9 protein-coding genes are annotated in these 11,985 nt (G+C 49.2%); 6 read left to right on the plus strand and 3 right to left on the minus strand.

Annotation, left to right across the window (positions count from 1 at the left end; all coding sequences use genetic code 11):
* The first annotated feature begins 13 nt into the window (after window positions 1-13).
* The 3 genes from HER31_RS11465 (at window position 14) to HER31_RS11475 (ending at window position 2,651) form a co-directional block, all read left to right on the plus strand.
* On the plus strand, window positions 14-841 hold the full coding sequence (locus tag HER31_RS11465; RefSeq protein ID WP_168660708.1) for a hypothetical protein: 828 nt from the start codon (window positions 14-16) through the stop codon (window positions 839-841).
* A gap of 89 nt (window positions 842-930) precedes the next feature.
* Window positions 931-1,596, plus strand: coding sequence for a DUF47 domain-containing protein (locus HER31_RS11470; protein WP_168660709.1), 666 nt, complete (start codon window positions 931-933; stop codon window positions 1,594-1,596).
* Between the two features lie 11 nt (window positions 1,597-1,607).
* Window positions 1,608-2,651: an inorganic phosphate transporter gene (locus HER31_RS11475; protein WP_168660710.1), complete on the plus strand. Its 1,044-nt coding sequence runs from the start codon at window positions 1,608-1,610 to the stop codon at window positions 2,649-2,651.
* 161 nt (window positions 2,652-2,812) lie between these two features.
* Here HER31_RS11475 and dsbC read toward each other — a convergent pair whose 3' ends face one another.
* Window positions 2,813-3,535: a bifunctional protein-disulfide isomerase/oxidoreductase DsbC gene (gene dsbC / locus HER31_RS11480; protein ID WP_168660711.1), complete on the minus strand. Its 723-nt coding sequence runs from the start codon at window positions 3,533-3,535 to the stop codon at window positions 2,813-2,815.
* An 82-nt stretch (window positions 3,536-3,617) separates the two neighbouring features.
* Entirely contained in the window at window positions 3,618-4,505 is an 888-nt protein-coding gene (gene xerD / locus HER31_RS11485; protein ID WP_168660712.1) for a site-specific tyrosine recombinase XerD, read from the minus strand.
* Window positions 4,506-4,661: 156 nt separating this feature from the next.
* Here xerD and HER31_RS11490 point away from each other — a divergent pair, with 156 nt between their 5' ends.
* The 3 genes from HER31_RS11490 to HER31_RS11500 all read left to right on the plus strand — a co-directional run bounded on the left by HER31_RS11490 (window position 4,662) and on the right by HER31_RS11500 (window position 10,369).
* On the plus strand, window positions 4,662-5,861 hold the full coding sequence (locus HER31_RS11490) for an efflux RND transporter periplasmic adaptor subunit (protein WP_168660713.1): 1,200 nt from the start codon (window positions 4,662-4,664) through the stop codon (window positions 5,859-5,861).
* Window positions 5,861-9,022 (plus strand): efflux RND transporter permease subunit, encoded by a 3,162-nt coding sequence (locus HER31_RS11495; protein ID WP_168660714.1) that lies wholly within the window; start codon window positions 5,861-5,863, stop codon window positions 9,020-9,022. Before HER31_RS11490 ends, HER31_RS11495 begins: the two co-directional genes overlap by 1 nt.
* Window positions 9,023-9,280: 258 nt before the next feature.
* Window positions 9,281-10,369 (plus strand): transporter substrate-binding domain-containing protein, encoded by a 1,089-nt coding sequence (locus HER31_RS11500; RefSeq protein WP_168660715.1) that lies wholly within the window; start codon window positions 9,281-9,283, stop codon window positions 10,367-10,369.
* Window positions 10,370-10,447: 78 nt separating this feature from the next.
* Here the strand turns inward: HER31_RS11500 and HER31_RS11505 are convergent, their stop codons facing one another.
* Window positions 10,448-11,683, minus strand: coding sequence for a MalY/PatB family protein (locus HER31_RS11505; protein WP_168660716.1), 1,236 nt, complete (start codon window positions 11,681-11,683; stop codon window positions 10,448-10,450).
* Window positions 11,684-11,985 lie beyond the last annotated feature (302 nt).

Consider the following 11,985-nt stretch of genomic DNA (forward strand, 5'->3'; position numbering starts at 1 on the left):
CTAGGAGTAAACCATGCGATTTAACCCAATCCTTGCGGGTTTGATCAGCCTTTGCCTGTGCAGCGGTGCACAGGCTCTGACCAAATCTCATTTCGACAAGATTGAATTTGCAGTAAATACTGGCACGGGTACCACCTTACCTTATGCTACCGATACCTTAACCGATCAGTTCAAGCAAAGGTTTTCATTCATCAAGTTTGACCAAAGCCCATCTGAAAAACTGGTCACTTACTTCGACACTCCATCCAGAATTCTGGCTGCCAGTAATCTGCAGATCAGAGTGCGAGAGCACGTCACCAAACCGCGTAAAAGCAAAATCACGGTTAAGTTAAGAGCTACAGAGCCACTGGGGTTTGGCGACGTATCTGGCTATAAAAAGGCTGAAATTGATGTCGGTAAATCCGGTGATAAGTACAGCGTTAGTTATGACATCAAATATTCACCGGACGAGATCGATGTAAAGTCGCTGGACTTCAGCAAGATTATTGCTCAAATCAAGCGCAATAAAGATGCATGGGCATTAGTCAAAGATATCTTGCCGCAGCATAAGAGTGACTTACAACAGACCGTAGTAATGCGCACTTATGGCTGGGAAGGCTTTATGACTGATGAACGCTTCGACAACATTGAAGTCGACTTTCAGGTCTGGACTCCGTACTACCGCAAACCACGAGCCTATTTCTCTGATTTTTCATTTAAAGGCTTAGCTAAAGACCGCGCGGCACTAACCGAAGCGTACAACTTCTTAAGTGAACAAGTTGAAGCAACTGGGTTAACCAAAGATATGCACACCGGCTCAAAAACTAAGGCCACATTTGGAATGTCTAAGGGCTTCCAATAGTCACCTGCCGCTAATTAAGTTCTCCCTGATTAAGGGGTTAGAGGTTTAACCCCTATTTTATCTTATTGTTATGCCGATGGAGGCCAACTATGTGGTTTACCAAGGCTCAGTCATTATTCAGCCAAAGCAAAACAACTGAGTCACACATCTTCCAGTTCTTCGATTGCGTTACCGCTGCTCACCATCAATTTATGCAACTGTGGCAAATCTATTTAACCCAAGGGGCACAATGTGCCGACTTCGACCAAACTCTCGCGAGTTTAAGCCAGATCGAAAGTAAAGCAGATGATTTGCAGCGCCAAATTGATGCTCGTTTGTATGGTGGCACCTTGATTCCTGATCTGCGGGCAGATGTTGCACTACTGATTGATCAAGCAGATAAACTAATTAACCTACAAGAAACCATTGGGATTCACCTTAAAGTAGAGCAGCCTACTGTCCCAAGCGAGGTGCACCCTTCACTATTGGCGCAGATCCAGATTGTTGGCGATACCTTGGATCATACCGTGCTATGTGCCAAAAGCTTTCTCACTGATTTACAGCGTGTACAGGAATACCATCAAAAGGTAATCTTATTTGAAAGCGATGCCAACAGCATGTGCATCAAGGCGAAAACCATCTTATTCTCGAGTGACTTAGAACTCACCCATAAAGTACAACTCCGTTATTTCTTCGACCGTATCGATGCCGTAGCCAACCTCGCTGAGGACATTAGCGACCGGATCTCTATCTTCACCCTAAAACGCTTACAGTAGCGGGAGTAGAGATGGACATCAGTATTATAATCTTCCTTTCCAGTGGCTTGTTTCTCGGCTGGTCTTTAGGGGCTAACGACGCGGCTAATGTGTTTGGCACCGCTGTTGGATCACGCATGATACGGTTCGGCACTGCCGCGCTTATCTGCTCGATAATGGTGATTTTAGGTGCTGTTATCAGTGGTGCTGGCGCATCCCACACCCTTGGCTCACTTGGCCAAATTACCGCCATGGGCGGTGCCTTTACCGTGGCCTTGAGTGCTGCGTTAACGGTCTATCTAATGACTAAATGGGGCTTACCAGTTTCCACAGGCCAAGCCATTGTCGGGGCGATTATTGGCTGGAACCTATTCAGCCATACCGAAACCGATAGTGCGGTGCTAACCAAGATTGTCACTACGTGGATGGTATGCCCGCTCCTCTCCTTTGTTACCGCTATCATGCTGTACAAGTTGCTTGCTGGGATCATCAATCAAACCAGACCGGGGTTGTTTGCTTTAGATAACTGGACAAGAATTGGCCTGTTATTGGCTGGGGCGTTTGGCTCATACAGCCTTGGGGCCAACAATATTGCTAATGTCATGGGGGTCTTTGTTCCCAGTGCACCGTTTGCAACCAAGTTCATTCTCGGCGTTGAATTCACCGCTGTAATGCAGTTATTTCTACTTGGCGGCATAGCTATTAGCGTTGGCGTTTATACCTATTCAAAACGAGTAATGATGACCGTTGGTGACAGTTTAATTCCAATGACCCCACTCACTGCCTTTGTAGTGGTTATGTCGCACTCGATTGTGTTGTTTTTGTTCTCGTCACAAGGGCTGTCCGATCTACTCGCCAATAACGGGTTACCGACGATCCCACTAGTACCGGTTTCCAGCTCTCAAGCGGTCATTGGTGCGGTTATTGGCGTCGGCATGCTGAAACGCTTACCGATTCAATGGGCCACATTAGGCCGGGTGGTTACCGGTTGGTGCTTCACCCCGATTATCGCGGCATTGGGCTGTTGGCTCTGCCTTTACTTCGTCCAGAACATCTTCTCAGTCGCCGTTATTTAAGGCGGTATCGTGGTTGCCGGCTGAGGTTTCAGCCTAACGCGATAATGACGACTGTGCTTTAACAGGTTGTATCACAGTGCGATGGCGCAGCCATTACTCGCTCCTGGCAGCTACAAAAAAGGCACCGCTAATGCGGTGCCTTTTGAACTGCAAAGCTGCCGTTACTTCTCGAGTACGTCCAACAGTTTGGCTGGTGGCAAATAGCCGCCTAGCATGGTGCCGTCTTCCAGCACGATAGCAGGGGTGCCACTCAAACCAAAGCTGCCACCGAGCGAGTGGTGCATCGCAACGTTCTGGGCTGCGTCACAGTTGCTGGTGCCAGACATCTTGATGTTGGCCTTAGCGTTATCCAGTGCATCTTGTGGATCTGCCGCACACCATACCTGCTCCATCTGCTGCCACGCTGGCGCATTACGACCATTACGTGGGTATGCGAGGTAACGAACGGTAATGCCTAGCGCATTGTACTCTGCCATCTCATTGTGCAATTTACGGCAGTAACCACAGCTGATATCGGTAAACACATTTACCACGTATTTCTCATCTTGGGCTGGATAGTCGATGGTGGTACCAGCGGTAGCGGCGAGCTCCTGCCGACGAACTTCGCTCATCGCTTGATCCGTCAGGTTAGTTAAACCGTTGTCCAGGTCGTAAAGGTTGCCGTGGAACATCTTGCTACCATCGGCGGTTACGTAGAAAACGCCTTTGTCACTGTAGACCTGATAGATATCATTGACTGGCGAAGGAACGACCTTGTTAACCGTAACATTCAAGCTATCAGCTACTTTAGTCGCGATTTTAGTAGCGATGTCATCGCTGGCATTGACACCGGTGGCAACCGCGAGCAGCGCGCCAACCAACAATGAACTCAAACTTTTTTTCATGCTGCGGATATTCCTCAAAACAACTGGTGGTTAAGTAGACCTGAATATTCAGGAAAAAGTTACTGGAATTTGTAAAAGTTTACTATCCACGAGGGTGGTGTAAGTGATGTAGCTCTTGTAATCGTGCTTGAGCCACATGTGTATATATCTGAGTGGTAGATAGATCACTATGTCCTAGCAGCAATTGCACTACTCGCAGATCGGCACCGTGATTAAGCAGATGAGTGGCAAAGGCATGGCGCAATGTATGCGGCGACAGCGGTTTGCTGATCCCCGCTACTTGCGCATAATGCTTGATACGATACCAAAACGTCTGCCGAGTCATCTGAGTACCACGCTGGCTCGGAAACACCACATCAGAGCGACCTAGCCCCAGTAGCAGCCCTCGAGCTTCCCGTAGATAGAGTTCAATTCGACTTTGCGCTTCCTCCCCCATTGGAACCAAGCGCTCTTTACCGCCTTTACCAATAACTCGCACGACCCCTTGATGCAGCCCCAGTTGCTCGAGCTGCAATCCAGTTAACTCACTCACTCGTAAACCAGTAGCATACAGTAGCTCCAGCATGGCGCTGTCGCGCAGCTGAATTGGATCGTCTAACTGCGGTGCATCAAGCAGTGCATCGATATCTTGCTCAGTCAGGGTATCAGGCAGCTTCTTCTCCAGCTTGGGACGACCAAGATTAACCGTTGGATCGATCGTTATCAGCTTCTTCACCGTAGCATAACCATAGAAACGTTTAAGGGTAGTTAGGCAGCGTGCCGTCGATGACTTAGCCAACCCTTGCTCCAGTCGCTTAGCCATATAGCACTGCAAGCCATCGCTGCCGATGTCGAGCAGATTGCTGTTGATGCCGACCGATCGCAGCAGGTGGTTCAGATCGGCTCGATAAGCCGAAAGCGTGTTATCAGACAGACCTCGCTGAGCCCATAAGTCGTCGCAAAACTGCTCAATTAATTGTTCGTTTGTCATCTATTGTTATCGTTGAATTCACTTAGTTTTTAGCAAAATATCGACGCTGCTTTCAGCCTTTTGCCATACCTGTTTACAATTCGACACTTTCTACCGATGGTGTAGATGTTAAATTACCGTCACAAAATGCCACAGTGCACTTAAAGGATTAATACAATGGGTCTATGGATTCGCCGCTTACTGCCAATGGTGACCATCTTGGTCGCGATTATGGTTATTGCCCTATTGTTGGCTAAGTTTGCCCCAGAAAAAGAGAAAAAGGCAGTTAAACAGTCTCTGCCAATAGTTAATGTGGTTGCAGTAGAACCACAATCTTTTCAGCTCTCTCTACAATCCTACGGCGTGGTTGAGCCTAAGCGACAAACCCAATTAGTGGCTGAAGTCAGCGGCCGTTTGATTCAACTAGCACCAGAGTTTGTAGTTGGTCAATTTGTTCGCAAAGGCCAATTGCTGGCACACATTGAACCGGCCGATTATCAGGCCGATCTGATCCAAGCAGAAGCGAACCTCGCTCAAGCCAATGCCCAATTAGAGGAGGAGATCGCTCGCGGTCGAGTCGCTAAAGAGGAGTGGCAAGGGGTGATTGAGGGGATCCCTCCGGAATTAGGTCTACGCAAGCCACAACTCGCGCAAGAGAAAGCCAATGTTCGCAGCGCAGAAGCCGGGCTTGCACGGGCTCAACGTAATCTCGAGCGCACCCAGATCCGTGCTCCCTTTGATGGCATGATCTCATCCCGCAGTGTGGATTTAGGCCAATACATCAACATCAGCAACAACCTCGGTATCATCAACGGTACTGACGTTGCGCAAATCCGCTTACCGGTAGCACCGGACGAACTCAACTTCCTCGACAGCGTTAACAGTGGTGAAGTGGTATTAAGTCACCAAGTCGGCTCGAAAACCTTGCAGTGGCAAGCCACCTTGGTTCGCAGTGAAGGGGAGATCAACCCCGACAACCGCATGATCTATCTCGTTGCCGAGATGAGCGACCCCTACAACCTCACCAATAAACACGACCAGTCACTGCAATATGGAGCCTTCGTTAACGCTCGCATTGAAGGTATTAACGTCGATGGCTTGGTGAATTTGCCGCGCCATGCGGTTCGCGGTGGTCGCATTACCGTGGTTAAACCCGACAATACGATTGAGCTGCGCTCGGTTGATATCGTCCGCGCCGATCTCGAGCAGGTCTATTTTCGCGCTAACATAAGCAACGGCGAACGCCTAAGCCTAAATGCGCTAAACGGGGTTGATAACGGCCGTAAGGTTAAGGTTGCCGGTGAAAAACTGCCCGATGACGCACCGCAAGATAGCTCAACTAACAATGCCCAAATGGCGACGGTAGGGACGCAGTAATGACCAGCCAAACCGACCTAACTAATAAAGGCATTATCTCTTGGTTTGCTCGTAACAGCGTTGCAGCCAATCTACTAATGTGGGTGCTTATCATCGGCGGGCTATTCTCTGCCGCAACCATCAACAAAGAGATCTTCCCTAAATTCGAACTCAACATGGTGCAAGTGGTTGTGGCCTACCCTGGCGCCGCACCGCAGGAGATCGAGGAAGGAATCACCATCAAGATAGAAGAGGCGGTGAAAAACATTGAGGGAATCAAAAAGATCCGCTCCAGCGCCCGTGAAAGCAGTGGCAGCGTAACCATTGAGGTGGAAGATGAGTTTGACCCGAAGGACATTCTCGATGAAGTAAAACTGCAAGTTGATGCTATCTCTACGTTCCCCGACAGCATCGAGCAACCGCAGATCTACCAAATCAAACCTGAAGCCGAAGTGATGTGGGTTTCCGTCGCAGGTGACAACCTCACCGCCACCGAACTAAAAGAGCTTGGTAAGGTGATCCGCGATGAGATCACCTCCCTCCCCGGTGTCAGTCGTGCTGATCTGCTCGGAGCCAAAGATTACGAAATCGCCATTGAAGTATCCGAAGATAAGTTACGAGAGTTTTCACTGACTTTTGATGACGTTGCAGCGGCGGTTAACAACTCCAGCATTCTCCTTCCTGGCGGCTCTATCCGTGCTAAGGATGGTGATATTCAGCTGCGGATTGATGGCCAAGCCTACGACCAATACGACTTTGAGCGCATCGTATTACGCACCCGCCCTGACGGCAGTCGATTGATGTTGGCTGACGTAGCAAACATCAATGATGGCTTTGAAGAGCGCTTAGGCTACACCCGTTTTGATGGACAGAAATCAGTGGTGGTCGAAGTGCTCAGCGTTGGCAATGAGGACGCCCTTGCCATCGCCAATATCGTTAAGAAGTACGTAGCCAACAAACAAGAAAACCTTGGCGCTGATGTGGTCGTCGATTACTGGGGGGATCTATCTCAGTTCCTATCTGGTCGTCTCAATATGATGCTGGAAAACATGGCAATGGGCGCACTGTTAGTATTCATCGTGCTAGCCATTTTCTTGCAGCTTAAGGTCGCATTTTGGGTGATGCTTGGCTTACCCATCGCCTTCCTTGGCGCGATGCTAGCGATGCCGATGGAACCATTCAGTCTATCCATCAATATGATCACCCTATTTGGCTTTATTTTGGTGCTCGGGATAGTGGTCGATGATGCCATCGTTATCGGTGAGTCCGCCTACGCCCAGACTGAGAAAGATGGCCACAGTATGGAAGCGGTGATCAAAGGCACCCATAAGGTCGCTATGCCCGCTACCTTCGGGGTTTTAACCACCATCGCCGCGTTTATCCCAATGCTTGTCATCACCGGTTTCCTTGGTGTAGTGGGAAAAGCCATTGGTCTGGTGGTTATCCTCTGTTTGGCTTTCTCTTTGGTAGAATCAAAGCTGATCTTACCGGCCCACTTGGGTCACATGAAGCCTACGCAACCGGGTACCGGTTTCGGCCCATGGTTACGCTTTAAAAAGTGGTTTGATGCCGCCCTAAAGAGCCTAATTTACAACCGTTACAAACCGGCAATGGCGGTGATGATGAACCGTCGTTATAGCGTGCTAACCTTCTTTCTTGGTCTCATTGTTATCTGTGCCACCTTACTCGGCACTGGCCATGTGCGCACCATTATATTCCCTGACATTCCGTCTGATTTTGTCCGAGTGCAGCTCGAGATGGAACAGGGAATGTCGGAGCAATCGACCCTTAAGGTGGTGCAGCAGTTAGAAGATTCACTATTTGAAACCAATGAGCGTATTAAGAGTGAGATTGGCGAAGAGATCCTACGCCACTCGTTTGTATTCTTAGGCTCGCGTACCAACGCCAGCATGGTTATTGAATTGGTAAAAGGCGAAGAGCGTAGCATCGATGCGGTTACCATCGCCTCAGATTGGCGCGAGCATATGCCAGAGCTGGTTGGGGTAAAAACCTTAGACGTTATCGCCTCCACCAACGATTCTGGTTCCGATGTAGCGTTCCGCCTTAACGGCAACGATCTCGATCAATTGGTCGCGGCAGCTGCTGAACTCAAACAGCACCTTGGCACTTACGACGGCCTATTCGATATCCAAGACACCTTCTCTTCCGGTGCCCAAGAGGTTCGCTTGGCCATCCGCCCAGAGGCTGAAGCGCTGGGGTTAACCTTGTCCGACTTAGCCCGTCAGGTGCGTTGGGGCTTCTTCGGTTATGAGGCGCAGCGAATCCTGCGTAACAAGGAAGAAATAAAGGTGATGGTGCGTTACCCAGAGGATCAACGCCGTACCATTGGTCACCTAGAAAACATGCGCATTCGCACTCCTTCCGGGAATGAAGTTCCGTTCTCTAGTGTCGCTGAGATTGAGTTAGCCAAGAGCTACGCCACTATCAACCGTACCGACGGCGTTCGCTCCATTACCGTTCAAGCGCGTGCAGATAAAGCCCGTATTGAACCAAGTAAGGTAACTAAAGAGGTTAACCAAGACTATATTCCGAAGTTGCGGGAACGCTATAACGGCATGACCACCGCTTTAGATGGTTCCGCAGAAGAGGACGCAAAGAATACCCTACTGGTGATTGAAGGCGCCTTCTTTGCCCTATTCACCATCTTCGCGTTAATGGCTATCCCGCTGCGCTCCTATAGCCAACCGTTGATCATTATGTCGGTGATCCCATTTGGCATGATTGGCGCTGTATTTGGCCACGTGATTCTCGGTCTGGATATCTCCATGCTTAGCGTGTTCGGCATCATCGCCTTGGCTGGTGTGGTGGTAAATGACTCGTTGATTATGGTCGATTTTGTTAACCAAGCTCGAGCTCAGGGGTTGGCGTTAAAAGAGGCGGTGCAGCAAGCGGGCACCGAACGTTTCCGGGCGATCATCTTAACCTCGCTCACCACCTTCCTCGGTTTGGTGCCTATTACCATGGAAACCAGCCTGCAGGCGCAGATTGTGATCCCAATGGCGGTGTCGTTGGCGTTCGGAATCCTGTTTTCCACCACAGTTACGTTGATCTTGGTACCAGCGCTGTACATCATTCTCGATGATGTGAAACGCCTTTTCCGCTGGTGGTGGCGCCCGGGCGGTGTGGCTCATCCGTTACGGCGGAGCCATGAGCAGTCTTAACCTTATTACTACGCCCACTCTGGTGGGCTTAGTTTTGGCTGTGTACCAGCTAAGTGTTGTTCTTTCCAATACTGTTAAAGCACCGAAATCGGTGCAACCGAAGGCTTAAGATAAACTTCAACAGCTAACTACTGCACAGCCTTAGTCTTATCTGATTACAATTACTACCACTAACAGCGAAGCAATTACCCAACCGCACATTTTTGTGTCAGCCACTATATTTAGCCCCATATCCTGAATTTTGTGGAGGGGGTGTCGATGCAGTTACGCCGACTCAACCAAACTGTCAGCACAATATTATTGCTCGGGGCAATGCTGCTTTTCAGTAGCTTAGCCTCGGCGCAAACGTCATTCAAAGTTGGTAGCTACAACTGCCCTCCGTTCGTTATCGAAAATGACGACGGCAGCTTTCGTGGCTTGAGTTTATTACTGTGGCAACAGATTGCGCAGCGGCTGCAGCTTGAGTATGAGGTCAGCCAACACGAGCTCGAAGACCTGCTCGAACAGGTTAGTAACAACAACCTTCAGGTCGGTGTTTCCTGTATCTCGATCACGCCCGAAAGAGAACAATTGCTCGATTTTTCCCACTCATTTTACGAGACCCACCTTGCCATTGCAGTTAAACCTCGCAGTGTCTGGTCGATGGTTAAAAACTTCCTAACCAACCGCACACTTTGGTTAGTGATCGGCATAGTTTCACTCATCGCCTGCGTGGTTGGTTTTGCTTATTACCGCTTAGAGCGTAAGGTCAATGACAAGCTCTATTCGATGCCTACCAAGGCCGGGCGTGGGATAGAGGGCTTTATTTTGGGCTTGCTCTTTATCACTAAAGGCCCCTTTAATTACTACGAATTTAAAACGCTTACTGCCAGAGTAATCACGGTTCTTTTAGCCGTATTCACCACCTTTTTCCTCGCCAGTATTACCGCTGTGTTAGCCAGCACCTTTACCTTAGGGGCACTCACCTCAGACATCAGCGGCCCAAACGATCTCCGTGGCAAACGTGTTGGGGCAAAAACCGAAAGCACCGCCTCCAGCTACCTGCAACAACGAGGCATTCGCCACCGAACTTATGACGATTTAGAGGGAATGATGCAGGCGCTAGCCCGTGGTGAAATCCGCGCTATCGTCGCTGACGACGCGATATTGAAGTACACCCTTAATCACACCGATAGCGAGGACCAGTACAGTGGGATCTCTGTACTCCCTTATCAGTTTGAGCGGCAAAATTACGGTTTAGTATTACCTGAAAACAGCCCAATTCGAGAACAGCTCAATCAGGCCTTGTTAGAGGTGCGAACTACATCACAATGGCAGCAAACCCTAACCGAATACCTAGCTCAGTAGAGCGGTCTCAGATTACGAACCTGCACGTCATAAACGAGGACGCGCAGGCTTCATATCCTGCTGGTTTAGGTTGTTGCTCTAACAGCAACCTTGATCGGCAGAGCGGTCGCCTTGGCATTTGTTAGCAGCGGTCAGTTTCTCTTCAACGTTATCAATGGCGTCGCGCAACAACTCAAATGAGGCGATGATATTCTCCCGTGCTGTAGCGATATTCATCCGCATAAAATTTGGGTTCGACTCACCAAACCAGGCACCTGGGGTCAACCCCATTTTCGCTTGCTCAAATAGCACCATATTGAGTTGTTGCTGCGACAATTCCAGCCCAGAAAAATCAAACCACAGCTGATAGGTCCCTTGTGGCTGGAACACCTTCAACCCGTTGATGTGCTGACTAACAAAAGCGGTAATCCAATTAACCGTCTGTTGCAGGTAAGCCAACAAACCATCAAGCCATTGTTCTGCTTGTTGATACGCGACGATGGTGGCAAAAGTGCTAAATGCATTGCCGTGGTCAAGATACATCGCACTAACTTGATGCTTTATCACCCCTAGAAGCTCACTGTTGCCGGCATAGATGTAACCGTTGGAGATGCTATGCATACCAAAGGTTTTTGCTGGTGAGCCAAGTAGTGTTATTGCCTTAGGGTAATCGAAACTGGCCATGCTGGTGAATTGATGGCCAGCAAAGATGATGTCGGAGTGGATCTCGTCGCTGATGATCAGCACGTCATAGCGCTTGGCAATGGCAACCAGCTGCGTTAGTTCAGCTTTACTCCACACCCGCCCAGTTGGATTATGGGGGTTGCACAAGATCATCGCCTTAACCTGCTGCTGTTGGATCTGTTGCTCCATGCCCTTAAAGTCGATCTGGTATTGGTCATTAACAAGCGTCAATGGACTGGTTACGACCGTACGTTCAGCCTTACTGATCAGGTTGGAGAACTGATGGTAAGCCGGGGTATGAATCAGTACTGCGTCGCCAACCTCAGTAAATTGATTCAGCAACAACGCAATCCCCGATAAAACCCCCGGCACCTGAACAAAATTGTCCGCTGACAACATCAAGTGATGGCGTCTTTCAAACCAGCTAACCATCGCCTGAAACAACGCGTCTTGATTAAACTCATAGGAGTAAACGCCACGGTCGACTAAACGCTTGAGCTCCGAACTGATAGGCTCAGCGACCTTAAAGTCCATATCTGCTACCCAATATGGAAACACATCGGTGCTGCCATAGATGCCAGTTAACATTGATGGTTTGGATTTAATAAAGCTGTTTTGGCCGTAGCTGGACAAAGGGTTGAACTGAGTCATAGAAGTCTCCAAGGGTTTTAATCACCCCCAACGTTGGGGTTACCCTACAAAGACGCAGGTCAGCGAAAAAAGACGCAACGTTTTTCGAGATTCTGGATAAAGGGGAAGCCAGAGAAGTAGGCACTGCTGTTCAAAGCGATAGTTACAAACACCACTTCAGCTAAAAACTAACCAATCAAAAGGCCATGTAGCAACTAAGTGTTGTTGCCAATACTGTTCAGCGGCTAGGCGAGTGTTGATACGAGAGCAAAGCACTACCGCCGTTGACCTTCTGCCACATTGGAGCAGTCCAGCGAAGCGCT

Origin of the sequence: Ferrimonas lipolytica (assembly GCF_012295575.1) — a bacterium.
Taxonomy (GTDB): domain Bacteria; phylum Pseudomonadota; class Gammaproteobacteria; order Enterobacterales; family Shewanellaceae; genus Ferrimonas; species Ferrimonas lipolytica.

Excerpts from the sequence above, each read along its gene's own strand:
- HER31_RS11465 (WP_168660708.1), top strand. The coding sequence starts at position 14 with ATGCGATTTAACCCAATCCTTGCGGGTTTGATCAGCCTTTGCCTGTGC.
- HER31_RS11470 (WP_168660709.1), top strand. The coding sequence starts at position 931 with ATGTGGTTTACCAAGGCTCAGTCATTATTCAGCCAAAGCAAAACAACT.
- HER31_RS11475 (WP_168660710.1), top strand. The coding sequence starts at position 1,608 with ATGGACATCAGTATTATAATCTTCCTTTCCAGTGGCTTGTTTCTCGGC.
- dsbC (WP_168660711.1), bottom strand. The coding sequence starts at position 3,535 with ATGAAAAAAAGTTTGAGTTCATTGTTGGTTGGCGCGCTGCTCGCGGTT.
- xerD (WP_168660712.1), bottom strand. The coding sequence starts at position 4,505 with ATGACAAACGAACAATTAATTGAGCAGTTTTGCGACGACTTATGGGCT.
- HER31_RS11490 (WP_168660713.1), top strand. The coding sequence starts at position 4,662 with ATGGGTCTATGGATTCGCCGCTTACTGCCAATGGTGACCATCTTGGTC.
- HER31_RS11495 (WP_168660714.1), top strand. The coding sequence starts at position 5,861 with ATGACCAGCCAAACCGACCTAACTAATAAAGGCATTATCTCTTGGTTT.
- HER31_RS11500 (WP_168660715.1), top strand. The coding sequence starts at position 9,281 with ATGCAGTTACGCCGACTCAACCAAACTGTCAGCACAATATTATTGCTC.
- HER31_RS11505 (WP_168660716.1), bottom strand. The coding sequence starts at position 11,683 with ATGACTCAGTTCAACCCTTTGTCCAGCTACGGCCAAAACAGCTTTATT.